Origin of the sequence: Streptomyces sp. NPDC048483, assembly GCF_040651455.1 — a bacterium.
Taxonomy (GTDB): Bacteria; Actinomycetota; Actinomycetes; order Streptomycetales; family Streptomycetaceae; genus Streptomyces.
Genome location: NZ_JBEZJZ010000023.1, coordinates 81,991 through 97,270, shown reverse-complemented (window position 1 = coordinate 97,270; position 15,280 = coordinate 81,991). Strand labels below are relative to the sequence as shown.

Here is a 15,280-nt window from a genome sequence, read left to right as displayed (position 1 = left end):
GCCGCGGGTGGCCAGGGCCGGGGTGCCGATACGCAGACCCGAGGTCACCATCGGCGGCCCCGCCCCCCCCGCCCCCAGGTGGCGTGCGCGCGGGGACAAGCCTCGACGGCGATGTCGGGACACTGGCCGGGGCGGGCACGTGCTGCCGCCCCGGCACCGTTGACGGCGAGTGCCGGGCGGCAGAATCAACGAGCGCCAGGGCTACGCTCGGGCGCCAGATTGACCCGATCGGCGGTGCCGACTGCGGCCGGGCGTGGGCGCCGCCTATCGCGTCGCCCCAGCGCCGACCATCACGGCCAATGGCGCCCACGAAAAAAGGATCTGGCAGCTGTGCTGGCGGAGGTGGTCCAGCTCCGGGTAGCGCAGCTCGTGGTGCGGAGACAACGCGTTGGGCCAGCGCACGATTGCTACCTCTACCTCTACCTCGCCACGCTCCGCCATCTGGCGTACCCGCATCCAGCCGCCTCGCTTCTGCGGGACAGGCTCGCCGTACAGGTCTGTGATCGTGGTGACGATCCGCAAGGCATGCTTCTGAGCGAAGGCGTGACCTTCCTCGGTTGCCCGCTCCGTCGCGAGTGTGCTGGTCCCCGCCCGCTCGGCGCAGATGTAGAGCACGGCGGGCGTGCTGATGGTGCTCGGCGTCTCTTGTGGTGCAGTGCTGGTCATCGGGGCCTCTTCGTCAGTGGCGAGGTGGTGCGGCGATGCCTCAGACTCCGCCTGCAGCCGGTGCCATCGCCATGTCGCGCCCGGTGGCAGCTGGCTCTCCTTCAGGTGACAAAGGTGGCGCGCGAGTGGCGCCAACGTGTCATGTGTACGGGGGGTCTTGCGCTGCTTGTTGTGGAGCAGTTCCCCTTCAGGTGAGGGAACCATTGGCGCAGCTGCCGGATGACCAAGGAGCCGACATGAGCCAGGCGACTCGGACGTTGCTCAAAGTCTTGGTGGAACAACGCCGCTGGCGTTACGCGGACTTCGAGCGCCATTTAGGGCGTACGGCGGCTCAGGTGCTCGATGAGCGCGCCCGGAATCTCACGGTCTCCGAGTCGCAGTTCCGGCGTTGGACTTCGGGCAGGATCCAGACCCTCCCCGGGCCTCATACCTGCTTGGTGCTTGAGCACATGTTCGGTGTCGACGCCGCAGCTCTGTTCGGTCCGCCTCCCACGTCGGAATCACCCGCCCCCGCGTTCAACCTGGAAGACGAGATTGCCGTGACCGCACGTGACGCTCAGAGCGACGCCGGCGCCACCGCCGCTGAGTCCATCTCCGAAACAACCCTCGATCAGCTGCGTGATGACGTGATCTCGCTGGCACGCAAGTACAGCAGCACCCCGGCGTTCGACGTCTTCCGCGGAGCGAGGGAACTGCGAGAAGAGGCCGAGACGGAGCGGGACCGTACGCAGGTGCCTGCCCAGAAACAGGAATTGCTGATTCTCGCGGGCCAAGCGTGCGCGCTGCTCTCCACCGCGGCGTTCGACCTCGGGTCCCTCGATAACGCGAGGCGCCTTTCTCGCGCCGCCGCGCTGTACGGCGAGACAGCCCGGTTCGATCCGCTGCGGGCGTTCGCCGGCGGCACCCTTGCCTACCTCGCCTACTTCTCGAACCAGCCTGCCGAGGGGGCGCGCCTCGCACAGCGGGCTCAGATGTTCGCCGGTCTCGGCGATATCGCCCGTCGGCGGCTGGCAGCCATCGAGGCTCGCGCATTTGCGTACCTCGGTGACGTTCCCTCCGCACGACGGGCTCTGGACGCCTCACAGCAGGACGGACATGGCCTCACCGATGACCTCCATGACGAGGTGTCCGGTGAATTCGGGTTCACCGCCGAGCGGCTGGCCATGTCGAAAAGCTCAACATGCCTGCTGGTGGGAGACGGCGAGGGGGCCGAAGCCGCAGCCAAGCGGTCACTGGAACTCGCAGCCGCGAAGCCGCTGGCAGCCCGGTCCGTGCGCGTCGTCGGCGGGGCTGCCGCTGACCTGGCCTCGGCCCGGCTCCTCCGCGGTGACCTCGACGGAGCGGCCGAGGCCATGACGCCGGTGTGGGAGGTCCCGCGGGGACATCGGGCATCCGGTCTGCTGGCCCGTACGGCGCGGGTTCGGCTGGCACTGACCGCCTCCCGGTTCCGGGCTGCTCAGGCGGCGATCGAGCTGGGCGAGCGGATTGAGGATTTCACCCGCCTGTCCGCCGCCCATCAGCTCGGCATCGGCTCAGGGCCGCTTACGCCGTTGGAAGGCTGACCGCCTCAGGTCAGGCGATCGACTCCGAGGGCAGTGAGGGAAGCGACGATCTTCTCCTCCTTCTCGGGGGTGATGCCGTGCTGTGCCCATCGGGGATGGGGGACGGGGCGCCCGTCGGCCTGCAGCCACGCCCAGGTGTCCGCGATCGTCTCGCGCACAGGGCGGCACCGGAGGCCGGCTGCCACCGCCTTGGCGGAATCGACGGACCAGACGCCGGCGTGCGAACGCCACAAGGGCAGCTCCGTCCACTGCTTCACCTCATGCCGGATCAGATGCTCCGGGCTCGCCCACGCCAGGAGTCCGGCACCACCGGTCACCTCCAGGCACGCGGTCACAAAGCTGTCGAAGGTGATGCCCTGGGGGTGGGCCACGTTGTATGCGTCGGATCCGCCACTGACCGCCTGATCCAGGGCGAAGGCCGCCACGTCACGTACATCGACCGGCTGGATGCGCTGCTCCGCCGGTGCCGGGGCGAGGATCCGGCCGCCACGGTGCGCCCGGCCCAGCCACCAGGGAAGACGGCCGACGTACTCACCTGGCCCGAGGATGACCCCCGGCCGCAGGAACACCGCCCGGTCGCCGAACGCCTCGGACACCGCGCGCTCGCCGCCGGACTTCTGGAAGCCGTACTTCGTCGGGGAGCCGTCCGTGCCGGTGTAGCCGTACGTCTCGTCGGCGTCCGGCGGACACTCCAGAAGCTCGGAGTCCTCCCTGAGCGGATGGTGCGGCCAGCCCGCGTATACGGACACGGTGGAGATGTGCACCCAACGGGCCGCCTGGTCGCGCAGGGCTTCTGTGGCGAGGAGTACGTGCCGGGGCGGTAGGTCGGAGCTGGAGGTGTCGATCACGGCATCCCACGGGCCGTTCCGGGCCAACCGGTGCACGTCCTCCGACGATGTCCGGTCCCCGCGGACACGCTCCGTCCCCGGTGCATCCGGCCCCGAGCGCCCGCGGTTGAACGTCGTCACATCCCAGCCGCGCCGTACGGCACCCGCGACGATCTCTCTGCCCAGGAACCACGTACCGCCCAGCACCAGGATTCTCATGGCCTCTGATCCTGCCATCGCACCCGCTCGGCCTCACCCCCTTCTCTCAAGCCCCGCCCCCACCCCCTTGCCCCCGCCCGTTAGGCTCGGCGGCAGGCCGTCGCGATCCGTGGGCGCGAGTCGCGGCGAATCACAGGAGGATTTTCTATGTCCATCCCGACTGTCGACGTCGTCTACACCGCCGTCGCCACCGCTGAGAACGGCCGCGACGGCCGCGTCGCCAGCGACGACGGCAAGCTCGACGTGGTTGTCAACCCGCCCAAGGAGCAGGGCGGCAGCGGCGCCGGCACCAACCCCGAGCAGCTCTTCGCGGCCGGCTACAGCGCCTGCTTCCAGGGTGCGCTCAGCGTCGTCGCCCGCCAGGAGAAGCAGGATGTCTCCGGCTCCCGTGTGACCGCCAAGGTCGGCATCGGCAAGACCCCGGAAGGCGCCTTCGGCCTCACGGTCGAGATCTCCGCCTCGATCCCCAACGTCGATGCGGACACCGCCAAGGCCCTGGTGGAGAAGGCGCACCAGGTGTGCCCGTACTCCCACGCCACCCGCGGCAACATCGAGGTCAAGCTGACCGTCGCCTGACGCGTCCGGCGCGCCTGCCGCAGAGCCCGAAACCGAGGCCGCACCCCAGCGGGGTGCGGCCCTCGGCCATGAGGCAGGCCACTCACTGTGACGCAGGTCACCTTCGCGATGACTTGACCGCACCGCCGTGTAATCGATTACGTAGGGCCTCGCGCAGGGCCACGGAATCGATTACACAGACGGATTCGATGACCCGCCGGTCCCGCGACGGGCCGGCCACGCAACCGGCCGGTTCCGCAACGAGGCGGACCGCACGAAGAGGACGGCAACGGCGCCATGGCGAACATCAAGGATGTGGCAGAGCGGGCGGGAGTCTCCGTCGCCACCGTCTCCCGGGTCCTCAACGGCCACAGCCCGGTCGCCGAGACCCGCGAACGGGTGCTGGCGGCCGTACGGGAGCTGGGCTACCGCCCCAACAACGTCGCCCGCGCCCTGCGCACCGCCCGTACCGGCGCGCTCGGCCTCATCATCAGCGACCTCACCAACCCCTTCTTCACCGAGCTCGCCGACGCCGTCGAGGACGAGGCCCGCAGCCTCGGCTACAGCCTGGTCATCGGCAACGCCGGCGAGCGCGCCGAGCAGCAGGACGACTACATCCGCACCCTGCTCGACCGCCGGATCGACGGCCTGCTGGTCAGCTCGGCAGGCACCGGCTCGGCGATGCTCACCGAGGTCGTCGACTCCGGCACCCCGCTGGTCCTCCTCGACCGCACCGTCCCCGGCATCGACGCCCCCTGCGTACGCGCCGACGGCCGCACCGCGATGACCGACCTCGCCGCCCACCTCGCCGCCCTCGGCCGCCGCAGCCCCGCGATCATCGTCGCCCCGGCCGGCACCCCCACCGGCGAGGAGCGCCTCGACCTCTTCCGTACGGCGCTGGCCGCCCACGGCATCGCCCTGCCCGACGAACGCGTCGGCGCCACCCCCGACCTCCAGCACACCGGCGGCCGCCGGGTGATGAGTGACCTCCTCGACCTGCCGCAGCGGCCGGACGCGGTGCTCGCCACCGACAACCTGATGGCGCTCGGCGCGATGGACGAGCTCAAGGCGCGCGGGCTGCGGGTGCCCGACGATGTGGCGCTGGTGTCCTACGACGACGTGCCCTGGTTCGCCCACACCGACCCGCCGCTGACCGTCATCGCCCAGCCCACCCGCGAACTGGGCCGGGTCGCCGTCCACACCCTGCTGGCGCGCATCGAGGGCCGCCCGGCCGACTCGGTGCTGCTGCCCGCCCGGCTCGTGACCCGCCGCTCCTGCGGCGAGCCGCCCGCCCCCTGACCCAGCCGTACGAGCAACCGGACCCCGCAAGGAGGAGAGGGCACGTATGACCGGCGTCAACGACGACGTACCCGGCGGCCGCGAACTGCTGCGCGTGGAGGGGGTGACCAAGTCCTTCCCGGGCGTGCGCGCGCTGGACGGCGTGGATCTGAGCCTGCGCAGCGGCGAGGTGCATGTTCTGCTCGGCGAGAACGGCGCGGGCAAGAGCACGCTGATCAAGATGCTCGCCGGCAGCCACCGCCCCGACGCGGGCCGCATCCTGGTGGACGGCGAAGAGGTCACCATCCGCTCCGCGCAGGACGCCGAACGCCTCGGCATCGCCACCATCCACCAGGAGTTCACCCTCGTCCCCGGCCTGACCGTCGCCGAGAACCTCTTCCTGGGCCGCCAGCCGCGCACCGCCCTCGGTCTCATCGACAAGAAGGCCATGCGGGCCCGCGCCGCCGAACTCCTGCGCCGGGTACGCCTCGACATCCCCCCGGACACCCCGGTCGCCGAACTCGGCATCGCCCGCCTCCAGATGGTGGAGATAGCCAAGGCGCTCGGCCTCGACACCCGCGTCCTGATCATGGACGAGCCGACCGCTGTCCTGACGTCGGAGGAGATCGAGACCCTCTTCGCGATCGTCCGCGAACTGCGCACGGCCGGCGTCGGCATCATCTTCATCACCCACCACCTCGAGGAGATCGGGGCCCTCGGCGACCGCGTCACCGTCCTGCGCGACGGCCGCTCGGTCGACGAGGTGTCGTCCGCCACCCCCCAGGACGAGCTGATCCGCCTGATGGTGGGCCGGGACATCGCCGAGCAGTACCCGCGCAAGCGGCCCAAGGAGCCGGGCGCGCCCCTGCTGCGCGTCCGCGGTCTGACCCGCAACGGTACGAAGGCGAGGCCCGTTTTCGAGGGCATCGACTTCGAGGTCCGCGCCGGTGAGGTGGTGGGCCTGGCCGGGCTGGTCGGTGCCGGCCGTACCGAGGTCGTCCGGGCGATCTTCGGCGTGGACCGCTACGACTCCGGCACGGTCGAGATCGACGGCAAGGCGCTGGCCCGCGGCGACGTACGGGCCGCGATGCGCGCCGGGCTCGGGCTCGTCCCGGAGGACCGCAAGGCACAGGGCCTGCTCCTGGACGCCTCCCTCCAGGACAACCTCACCCTCGCCCGCCTCGACCGCGACACCCGCGGCGGCCTGGTGGACCGGGTCGCACAGCGGCGCGAGGCGGCCGGCGTCGCCGCCCGGCTGAAGGTACGGATGAGCGGGCTCACCCAGCACGCCCGGACGCTTTCCGGCGGCAACCAGCAGAAGATCGTCATCGGCAAATGGCTGCTGGCGGACACCAGGCTGCTGATCCTCGACGAGCCGACGCGCGGCATCGACGTCGGCGCGAAGGTCGAGATCTACCGGATCGTCAACGACCTGACGGCGGCCGGCCGCGCGGTGCTGATGATCTCCAGCGATCTGCCCGAGGTGCTCGGGATGAGCGACCGGGTGCTGGTGATGTCGCAGGGCCGGCTGGCCGGTGAGCTGACCGCCGAAGAGGCCACCCAGGACGCCGTGGTGGAACTGGCCGTCCGGGCACCCGCACAGAACACCCACGAGAGCGCGAGGGAGGGCTTTGATGTCCGCTGAGACGAAGGCGGTGGCCGCCGCGGAGGCGGCAGTACGGGCGCCGGACCGGGACGGCCCCGGGCAATGGCTGAACCGGGCGGTCCTCAGGAACGGCCCGCTGGGCGGCCTGATCGCCCTGGTCGTCGTCATGGCGGTGCTCTCCCGGGACTTCCTCAACGGCCAGAACCTCCTCAACGTCGGCGTCCAGGCATCGGTCACCGCGATCCTCGCCTTCGGCGTCACCTTCGTGATCGTCTCGGCGGGCATCGACCTGTCCGTCGGCTCGGTCGCCGCTCTCGCCGCCGTCGTCGTGGCCTGGGCGGCCACCGACCAGGGCCTGCCCGTCTGGATTGCCGTACTGCTCGGCCTCGCGGTCGGCGTGGCGGCCGGTCTGGTCTCCGGCGCGCTGGTGGCGTACGGCAAACTGCCCGCCTTCATCGCCACGTTGGCGATGCTCTCCGTCGGCCGCGGCCTGGCCCTGGTCATCTCCGGCGGCTCACCGATTGCCTTCCCCGGCCCGGTCGCCGCGCTCGGCGACACCCTCGGCGGCCGGCTGCCGGTCCCCGTACTCGTCATGATCGTGATGGGGCTGCTCGCCGCGCTGATCCTGGCCCGTACATACTCCGGGCGCGCGATGTTCGCGATCGGCGGCAACGAGGAGGCGGCCCGCCTCTCCGGCATCGACGTGCGCCGCCGCAAGCTCGTCGTCTACGCGCTGTCCGGCCTGTTCGCCGCGGTCGCCGGCATCGTCCTGGCGGCCCGGCTGACCTCGGCCCAGCCGCAGGCCGCCACCGGCTACGAGCTGGACGCGATCGCCGCCGTCGTCATCGGCGGGGCGAGCCTGTCCGGCGGCTCCGGCAAGGCGTCCGGCACGCTCATCGGCGCGCTGATCCTCGCCGTTCTGCGCAACGGCCTCAATCTGCTGAGCGTCTCGGCGTTCTGGCAGCAGGTGGCCACCGGGCTGGTCATCGCGCTCGCCGTCCTGCTGGACACGCTGCGGCGCCGGAGCGCGCGATGAGGGCCCGGATCAGGACGGCGCTGGCGGCCGGGCTGGCCGCGACCTTCGCCCTCGGGACGGCCGGCTGCGACCGCGGCGGCAACACGGACCTGGGGCTCGCCCTCTCCACGATGAACAACCCGTTCTTCGTCGGTATCAAGGAAGGCGCGCAGGCCGAGGCCGACGCCCGCGGCCTGCACCTGAACATCACCGACGCGCAGAACGACCCCACCCAGCAGATCAACCAGATGGAGACGTTCACCAGCCAGAACGTCAAGGCGGCCATCATCAACCCGGTCGACTCCGACGCCGCCGTCCCGGCCGTCGGCGTCGCCAACCGCGCGAACGTCCCGGTCATCTCCATCGACCGTGGCGTCAACGGCGGCACGGTCGGCTCGACCATCGCCTCCGACAATGTCGCCGGCGGCCGCCTCGCCGCCCGTACGCTGGCCCGATCCCTCGGCGGCAAGGGCAAGGTGGCCTTCCTGGAGGGGCAGCCCGGCACCTCCGCCGCCCGCGAGCGCGGCAAGGGCTTCGAGGAAGGCATCAGGAAGTACCCCGGCATCGAGGTCGTCGCCCGGCAGCCCGCCGACTTCGACCGCACCAAGGGCATGGACGTGATGTCCAACATGCTCCAGGCGCACCACGACATCGCCGGGGTGTTCGCCGCCAACGACGAGATGGCGCTGGGCGCGTCCAAGGCGCTGGGCGGCCGCTCCGGCAAGGACGTCAAGGTGGTGGCGTTCGACGGCACCCCGGACGGCGTCACGGCGGTCCGCAGTGGCACCCTGACCGCCACCGTCGCCCAGCAGCCGCAACTCCTGGGCAAGCAGGCCGTGGACTGGGCGCTGAAGGCCGCCCGCGGTGAGAAGCTGCCGCGGACGGTCAAGGTGCCGGTGGTGCTGGTGACGGCGAAGAACGCCGCAAAGTTCGGGACACATGGGTGAGCCGGGCGCACAGGTGAGGGTGAGTGGGGCAGATGAGTGAGATGACGGACAGGAGAGAACGGCGCATGTACGACGTCCTGGTGGTCGGCTCGGCCAACGCGGATCTGACGGTACGGGTGGTCCGGCGGCCCGGCGCGGGCGAGACCGTGCTCGGCACCGACCTGGTCGAATCGGCCGGCGGGAAGGGCGCCAACCAGGCGGCCGCCGCGGCCCGGATCGGCGGACGGACCGCCCTGCTGGCACGGGTCGGCGGCGATGCGTTCGGCGAACTGCTGCTGAACGCCCAGCGCGACGCGGGCACCGATGTCGCGCCGGTCATCGTGGACGAGGCGGCCCGCACGGGCACCGCGATGATCATTGTCAGCCCGGACGGCGACAACAGCATCGTCGTCTCGCCCGGCGCCAACGCCGCCCTCACCCCGGCCGATGTGGCCGCCGCGGCGGACGTCATCGCCGCGTCCTCGGTTCTCTCCCTCCAGCTGGAGATCCCGATGGAGTCGGTACGGGCCGCCGCCGCGGCCGCCGAGGACGCCGGCACCCGCGTCGTCCTCAACCCCTCCCCGGCTCCCGAGGCGGCCCTGGCGCCCGGACTCCTCGCCGTCGCCGACCCGTTGGTGGTCAACGAACACGAGGCGCGGCAGCTGTCCGGCCGCACCGACGGCAAGCCGGGGGAGTGGGCACAGGCGCTGCGCGAGAAGGGCGCCCGCTCGGTGGTGGTCACCCTCGGGGGAGAGGGCGCGCTGGTGCTGGACGCCTCCGGGGTGACCGAGGTCCCGGGCGTACGGGTCAGGGCCGTGGACACCACCGGCGCCGGCGACGCCTTCACCGGCGCCCTCGCCACCCGCCTGGCCCGCGGCGACGCCCTCCCCGACGCGGCCCGCTTCGCCGTGCGGGTCGGCGCCGCCGCGGTCACCAAGCCGGGCGCCCAGCCGTCCTACCCGACGTCGGCGGAGCTGGACGCGCTGCTGGGGGGATGAACGGGGCTGCGGGGCGGCCGGCTCGGCCCGCTCCGGGGCCGCTCCGGGCCGGCCCCGGGCCGCGTCATCGGGGGTCCGGCTCCTTGGCCCCGTACAGGGCATGCTCCGCCCCGGTCATCAGCGCCCAGTAGCGGTCGCCGTACGACCAGTGCCACCACTCGGTCGGGTAGTTGACCAGGCCCGCCGAGGCCAGCGCGGCGCTCAGCACCCGCCGGTTGGCACGAGCGGCGGGCGTCAGGTCCGGGGCGGCGGTGTAGCAGGCGCCGTCGCTCTCCTCCGGGGAGGCATTGATCGGCGTCCCCATGTCGACATGTCCCCCGTCCGTGGTGACGAGGGTCAGATCCACCGCGCCGCCCGCGCTGTGCGGTGCGATGTCCGGCGGGGACACATACCGGCTGGCGGCCTGGTGGACGCGGGCCGCGTCCCAGTCCGGGTGCGCGGCCCGCAGTTCGTCTGCGTACTCCTCGAAGTAGCGGCGCTGGAGCCCCGGCGGCCGGTAGCCCTCGACGACCTCCAGCCGCAGCCCGTCCGGCAGCGCCTCCTGCGCCGCCAGCAGCCGCCGCAGCACCCCCTCGCGCAGCAGGGCGAAGGCGCCCCGTTCGTCGTACCGCCCCTCGGCCACCAGCAGCGCGGGCGCCGCGGTCCGTACGTCCACCAGGGCCTCGCCGCACTCCTTGACCGCAATCGCGGCGATCTCGGGGTCGGCCATCAACGTGATCTGGTCCCGTACATCCGTCAGTACCAGATCCGAGGAGCCGTCGGCCGCCGCCACCTGCTCCCCACTGGGCAGCCAGGCCCCGCTGCGCCCGCAGGCCGGACCGGGACTCCCCACCCCCACCCCGTTGGCCAGCAGCACATGCAGCCCGTTGTCCCGCGCCAGGTCCGCATACCGCGCCACCCGCTGTGCCGCCCCATGGAACGCACTGGCCAGATATACCCGGCACCCGTCCGCGACGGCCCGCGCCGCGACCTCGGGGAAATTGTTGTCGTTGCAGGTGGCGAGCGCGAACCGCACCCCGCCCAGCGTGAACCGGCCGTCGGCCGTCCCCGCCGTGAAGACTGCGTTCTCACCGTTCTCGTCCTCGAACAGATGCCGCTTGTCGTAGCGGGTGAGCAGCCGGCCGTCGGGCCCGTGGACGAACGAGGCGATGGTGGGCGCGGACCCGTCGGCCGACCGCCCCACCGCGTTCACCACGGCGCCGACCCCGGACGCCCGGCAGGCCTCCCGTACGGGCGCCAGGCGGGCGTCATCAGGGGTGACCGCCGACCCCTCCGGATCGCCGGCTATCGCCGCCAGGTCGTAGTGCGTCAGCGCGAGTTCGGCAAAGACCACCAGCCCGGCGCCGCGCCCGGCGGCCTCGGTGATGAGCGCGGCCATCCGCGCGGCATTGGCATCGATGTCACCCGGTACGGAAGCCAGCTGTGCGGCAGCAATGATCATTCGGCCATGATGCCCCGGGTTCAGGAGATCCGTGCCCCGAGCCGACGCGGGATACCGATACTGGAGCCGACCACAAGTCGATCAACGCCGATCGCACACCGATCACCGTACGGGGGACATCCGTTGAGCTCCGAAACCGGCATACCGGCCCACACCGACAAGCCCACGGGGGCACAGGCACCGGACGCCGCCCCCACCACCCGCCGGCCCCGCCTCCGGCGCGACCTCTCCCTCTCCGCCGTACTGGCCGGCTTCGTCGCCGTCGTCGTCTCCTACTCCGGCCCGCTGGTCATCGTGCTCGCCGCCGCGTCGGCCGGACATCTGACCACGGCCCAGACCACGTCCTGGATCTGGGCCATCTCCCTCGGCAGCGGCCTGACCTGTCTGGCCCTCAGCCTGCGGACCCGGATGCCGGTCATCACCGCCTGGTCGACGCCGGGCGCCGCCCTGCTGGTGACGAGCCTGGGGGCCTACTCCTACCCGGAGGCCGTCGGGGCGTTCCTCGTCACCGGCGTGGTGATCACGCTCGTCGGGCTGACCGGAGTCTTCGGATGGCTGATGCGGCAGATACCCCCGGCGGTGGTCTCCGCCATGCTCGCCGGCATCCTCTTCTCCTTCGGTACGGGCGTGTTCACTTCGCTCCGCACCGCCCCGCTGATCGCCGGGGCCGTCCTGCTGGCCTACCTCCTGGGCAAGCGGTGGCTGCCCCGCTACGCCGTACTCCTGGCCCTGGTCGCGGGCGTGGCCTCGGCCGCCGCCACCGCACGGCTGCACGTCCACCTGGACCACATCGAGCTCGCCCGCCCCCACTTCACCACCCCCGCCTTCTCCGTCGCCTCCCTCATCGGCATCGCGGTCCCGCTGACCCTGGCGACCCTCGCCTCACAGAACGCCCCCGGCATCGCCGTCCTCACCGCCTCCGGCTACCGCCCCCACGACCGCCTGCTGATCGGCTCGACCGGCCTGGTCTCCACCGCACTCGCCCCGTTCGGCTCCCACGCGATCAACCTCGCGGCCATCACCGCCGCCATCTGCACCGGCCCCGAAGCACACCGCGACCCCGCACGCCGCTATGTCGCGGGCGTCGCCTCCGGAGCGTTCTACCTCCTCATCGGGGCCTTCGGATCGACCCTTGTGGCCCTCTTCGCCGGCCTGCCCAAGGAGCTGGTCGCCGCGCTGGCAGGCGTCGCCCTGTTCGGCGCGCTGGCCGGCGGCCTGACCGGCGCCGTCAAGGAGGAAAAGGACCGCGAGGCCGCCTTGATCACCTTCCTGGCCACCGCCTCCGGGGTCAGCCTCTTCGGCATCGGATCGGCCTTCTGGGGGCTGGTGTTCGGCGTTGCCGCGCATCTGGCGCTGCGGGTCCGGCGCAAGGACCCGGCCGGCCGCTCCTGACGGCGTCGGCCCCGGGCCTCACACGGCCGGGCCCGGCCCCGTCCCGTCGGCGGCCCCGGTCCGCGGCCCGGGGAACGCCTGCCGGTACGCGCTCGGCGAGACCCCGACCTGCTTGAGGAAGTGGTGGCGGAAGTTGTTCGCGGTCCCCAGTCCGCACAGTGCGCCGATCCGCTCGACCGGCAGATTGGTGGACTCCAGCAGTGCCTGCGCCCGCCCGATGCGCTGGTTGAGCAGCCACTGCAGCGGGGTGGTGCCGGTGGCCGCCTGGAGCCGCCGGTAGAAGGTCCGCGGGCTCATCGCCGCCCGCCGGGCCAGGTCCTCGACCGTCAGCGGGCGGTCGAGCCGGTCCAGCGCCCAGGCCAGTACGGGCCCCAGGCCCCCCTCGTCCGACGCGGGCACCGAGAAGTCGATGAACTGGGCCTGGCCGCCCGGCCGGTGCGCGGGCACCACCATCCGGCGGGCCAGCTGATTGGCGACCTGCGCGCCGAGGTCGCGGCGGACCAGATGCAGACACAGATCGAGCCCGGCGGTCAGCCCGGCGCTGGTGAGCACATCGCCGTCGTCCACATAGAGCACGGAGTCGTCGACCCGCACCTTCGGGTAGCGCCGGGCGAGCGGGCCGGTGTGCATCCAGTGGGCGGTGGCCCGCCGGCCGTCGAGCAGCCCGGCCTCGGCGAGCGCAAACGCTCCGGTGCACAGCGAGACCATCCGGGCGCCCGCCTCATGGGCCCGGCGCAGCGCCTTGACCAGCTCCGGGTCCACCGGCCGGCCGTCCTCGACACAGGCGTCCGGCACCGAGCTGATGATCACCGTGTCCGCGTCGGCGAGATCGTCGAGGCCGTAGTGCGTCCGTACGGCGAGCCCGAACTCGGCCCGGTCCCCGTCCTGTTGGTCCCCTCGGCTGCCGCACAGCCGCAGTTCGTACCAGGGGTCGGCCAGATCGGGCTGCGGCTTGCCGAACACCGTGCACGGGATGCTCAGTTCGTACAGGTCCCAGGAAGGGACCCCGATGTCCTCCGGGACGACCACGGCGACTGATCCGGCGCTCATGCGCCGAGGGTAGAACAGCGCGGCCCGGCCCTGGCAGGAATTTGGTGGCAGCGGGCACTCCGGTCACTGTCCCGGCGCGCTGCGCGCTGCAAATGTGGTCCGTACGTGATCAACCGCCACCGGGCGGAGGGATCAGGCATACACGCCGTACAAGGGGATACCGCATGCATTCCGCACAGGAGACCGCGACCGTCCGTGAGCCCGTAACCGTCATCGGACTGGGACAGATGGGCTCGGCGCTCGCCGCCGCGCTGCTCGACCACGGCCACCCGACGACCGTATGGAACCGCTCGCCGGAGAAGGCCGGACCGCTCGTCGCCCGCGGCGCACGCCTGGCCGCCACACCGGCCGAGGCGGTGGCGGCCGGCTCGCTGGTCATCGCCTGTGTGCTGGACTACGAGGTTCTGCACACGCTGCTGGACCCGCACTCCGACGCTCTCGCGGGCCGGACGCTGGTCAACCTCACCTCGGGCTCTCCCGAGCAGGTCCAGGAGGCCGCCGCCTGGGCGGCCGCGCGGCGCGTCGCCTACCTGGACGGCGCGATCATGACCACTCCGCCGGGCGTCGGCACCCCCGAGGTGATGATCCTCTACAGCGGCTCACCCGAGGTGTTCGCCGCCCACCGCCCGGCGCTGGCCGCGCTCGGCGACCCCCTGCACCTGGGCTCCGAACCGGGGCTCGCCGCCCTCTACGACGCGGCCCTGCTCAGCCTGATGTGGGCGGCCCTGACCGGCTGGCTGCACGGCACCGCGCTGGTCACCGCCGAGAAGAGCGCGGCAACGGACTTCACCCCGATCGCGGTCCGCTGGCTCGGCGCCATCGGCGGATTCTTCGCCACCTACGCGCCCCAGGTGGATGCCGGCCGCTACCCCGGCGACGACGCCACGGTCGACGTCCAGATAGCCGCGATCGACCACGTCCTCCACGCCGCCGCGGCCCGCGGCATCGACAATGCCCTGCCGGAACTCCTCAAGTCCGCCATGGAGCGGGCCAGGAAGGCGGGCCACGGACGCGACAGCTACGCGAGCGTGATCGAGGTGCTCAGGGACCCCCAGGTCCCGTAGCGGGCGGATGCGGGCCGCCGCTCGCGTCCTCCTGGAGCATCGCCACGAAATCCCGGAACGCCCCCGGCATGTCCACGTTCTCCGGGTCCAGCAGCCACTGCAGCTGCAGCCCGTCCATCACGGCGACCAGCAGCGGAGCGGCCCGTTCCGGGGTCAGACCGCCGGGCAGCGTGCCGCCGAACTCGGCGCGCAGCGCGGCCGCCATCGATTCCCGTACGGCGCGGAAGCGGGACTCGAAGAAGGCGCGGGCCGGGTGGTCCTCGGTGACGCTGTCGGCGGACAGGACCGTATAGGTCTGGACGATGCCGGGGCGGGTGGCGTTGTAGTCGACGAGCTGGGTGAGGCTCTCGGTGCGCCAGGTGCCGGCGGCCGCCGCGGCCGAGGAGGCCAGATCCCAGCGGTCGCGCGCCTCCAGGACGGCGACCAGCAGGAGTTCCTTGGTGGGGAAGTGGTGCAGCAGCCCCTGCTGGGTGAGCCCGGCGCGTTCGGCCACGGCCGCGAGGGAGGTACGGCGGTAGCCGCGCTCGGAGATGAGCTCCATGGCGGCCTCCAGGATCGCCTCGCGCCGCTCCGCGCGCTGCGCCTGCCGCCCGCCGGTCCGGCGTGCGCCTTGATCTCGTGCAGTCACCGGCAGAGGGTAACTCCCCAGGACGAACCTCCCCGTGAGGATAACGGAATGAT

General features: G+C 72.0%; 12 protein-coding genes and 1 pseudogene. 8 read left to right on the top strand and 5 right to left on the bottom strand.

Going from position 1 to position 15,280, the window contains the following annotated elements; translation table 11 throughout:
- Window positions 1–264: 264 nt before the first annotated feature.
- Complete coding sequence (locus AB0D04_RS15320; RefSeq protein WP_362703040.1) at window positions 265–666, bottom strand: hypothetical protein; 402 nt, start codon at window positions 664–666, stop codon at window positions 265–267.
- 236 nt (window positions 667–902) lie between these two features.
- On the opposite strand from AB0D04_RS15320, the gene AB0D04_RS15315 reads away from it, so the two are divergent.
- A complete protein-coding gene (locus AB0D04_RS15315; protein ID WP_362703039.1) occupies window positions 903–2,228 on the top strand; it encodes a DNA-binding protein in 1,326 nt (441 codons plus the stop codon).
- Window positions 2,229–2,233: 5 nt separating this feature from the next.
- Here AB0D04_RS15315 and AB0D04_RS15310 read toward each other — a convergent pair whose 3' ends face one another.
- Window positions 2,234–3,274: an NAD-dependent epimerase/dehydratase family protein gene (locus tag AB0D04_RS15310; RefSeq protein WP_362703038.1), complete on the bottom strand. Its 1,041-nt coding sequence runs from the start codon at window positions 3,272–3,274 to the stop codon at window positions 2,234–2,236.
- Window positions 3,275–3,421: 147 nt separating this feature from the next.
- On the opposite strand from AB0D04_RS15310, the gene AB0D04_RS15305 reads away from it, so the two are divergent.
- From AB0D04_RS15305 to AB0D04_RS15285, 5 genes and pseudogenes are all read left to right on the top strand, one after another.
- A complete protein-coding gene (locus tag AB0D04_RS15305; protein WP_362703036.1) occupies window positions 3,422–3,850 on the top strand; it encodes an organic hydroperoxide resistance protein in 429 nt (142 codons plus the stop codon).
- Window positions 3,851–4,126: 276 nt separating this feature from the next.
- On the top strand, window positions 4,127–5,128 hold the full coding sequence (locus AB0D04_RS15300) for a LacI family DNA-binding transcriptional regulator (protein WP_362703035.1): 1,002 nt from the start codon (window positions 4,127–4,129) through the stop codon (window positions 5,126–5,128).
- A gap of 46 nt (window positions 5,129–5,174) precedes the next feature.
- Window positions 5,175–6,752 carry a sugar ABC transporter ATP-binding protein gene (locus AB0D04_RS15295; protein WP_362703033.1) on the top strand — a complete coding sequence of 526 codons (1,578 nt, stop codon included), beginning with the start codon at window positions 5,175–5,177 and terminating at the stop codon, window positions 6,750–6,752.
- Between the two features lie 10 nt (window positions 6,753–6,762).
- Window positions 6,763–8,675: pseudogene (locus AB0D04_RS15290) on the top strand (substrate-binding domain-containing protein).
- Between the two features lie 65 nt (window positions 8,676–8,740).
- The gene (locus AB0D04_RS15285) at window positions 8,741–9,652 is read left to right on the top strand and encodes a ribokinase (RefSeq protein WP_362703050.1); all 912 of its coding nucleotides are present in this window, start codon (window positions 8,741–8,743) and stop codon (window positions 9,650–9,652) included.
- 64 nt (window positions 9,653–9,716) lie between these two features.
- On the opposite strand, the gene AB0D04_RS15280 is transcribed toward AB0D04_RS15285, so the two are convergent.
- Entirely contained in the window at window positions 9,717–11,093 is a 1,377-nt protein-coding gene (locus AB0D04_RS15280) for a nitrilase-related carbon-nitrogen hydrolase (protein ID WP_362703032.1), read from the bottom strand.
- Between the two features lie 123 nt (window positions 11,094–11,216).
- Here AB0D04_RS15280 and AB0D04_RS15275 point away from each other — a divergent pair, with 123 nt between their 5' ends.
- Window positions 11,217–12,485 (top strand): benzoate/H(+) symporter BenE family transporter, encoded by a 1,269-nt coding sequence (locus tag AB0D04_RS15275; protein ID WP_362703030.1) that lies wholly within the window; start codon window positions 11,217–11,219, stop codon window positions 12,483–12,485.
- 18 nt (window positions 12,486–12,503) lie between these two features.
- Here AB0D04_RS15275 and AB0D04_RS15270 read toward each other — a convergent pair whose 3' ends face one another.
- Window positions 12,504–13,535, bottom strand: coding sequence for a helix-turn-helix domain-containing protein (locus tag AB0D04_RS15270; RefSeq protein ID WP_362703028.1), 1,032 nt, complete (start codon window positions 13,533–13,535; stop codon window positions 12,504–12,506).
- A gap of 164 nt (window positions 13,536–13,699) precedes the next feature.
- Here AB0D04_RS15270 and AB0D04_RS15265 point away from each other — a divergent pair, with 164 nt between their 5' ends.
- A complete protein-coding gene (locus tag AB0D04_RS15265) occupies window positions 13,700–14,599 on the top strand; it encodes an NAD(P)-binding domain-containing protein (RefSeq protein ID WP_362703026.1) in 900 nt (299 codons plus the stop codon).
- Here the strand turns inward: AB0D04_RS15265 and AB0D04_RS15260 are convergent.
- Window positions 14,577–15,227: a TetR/AcrR family transcriptional regulator gene (locus tag AB0D04_RS15260; protein WP_362703024.1), complete on the bottom strand. Its 651-nt coding sequence runs from the start codon at window positions 15,225–15,227 to the stop codon at window positions 14,577–14,579. The genes AB0D04_RS15265 and AB0D04_RS15260 overlap by 23 nt on opposite strands.
- Window positions 15,228–15,280 lie beyond the last annotated feature (53 nt).

Bases quoted from the DNA above. Each gene is read 5' to 3' on its own strand.
- AB0D04_RS15295 (WP_362703033.1), top strand. From the start codon at position 5,175: ATGACCGGCGTCAACGACGACGTACCCGGCGGCCGCGAACTGCTGCGC.
- AB0D04_RS15305 (WP_362703036.1), top strand. From the start codon at position 3,422: ATGTCCATCCCGACTGTCGACGTCGTCTACACCGCCGTCGCCACCGCT.
- AB0D04_RS15300 (WP_362703035.1), top strand. From the start codon at position 4,127: ATGGCGAACATCAAGGATGTGGCAGAGCGGGCGGGAGTCTCCGTCGCC.
- AB0D04_RS15310 (WP_362703038.1), bottom strand. From the start codon at position 3,274: ATGAGAATCCTGGTGCTGGGCGGTACGTGGTTCCTGGGCAGAGAGATC.
- AB0D04_RS15320 (WP_362703040.1), bottom strand. From the start codon at position 666: ATGACCAGCACTGCACCACAAGAGACGCCGAGCACCATCAGCACGCCC.
- AB0D04_RS15270 (WP_362703028.1), bottom strand. From the start codon at position 13,535: ATGAGCGCCGGATCAGTCGCCGTGGTCGTCCCGGAGGACATCGGGGTC.
- AB0D04_RS15265 (WP_362703026.1), top strand. From the start codon at position 13,700: ATGCATTCCGCACAGGAGACCGCGACCGTCCGTGAGCCCGTAACCGTC.
- AB0D04_RS15315 (WP_362703039.1), top strand. From the start codon at position 903: ATGAGCCAGGCGACTCGGACGTTGCTCAAAGTCTTGGTGGAACAACGC.
- AB0D04_RS15280 (WP_362703032.1), bottom strand. From the start codon at position 11,093: ATGATCATTGCTGCCGCACAGCTGGCTTCCGTACCGGGTGACATCGAT.
- AB0D04_RS15285 (WP_362703050.1), top strand. From the start codon at position 8,741: ATGTACGACGTCCTGGTGGTCGGCTCGGCCAACGCGGATCTGACGGTA.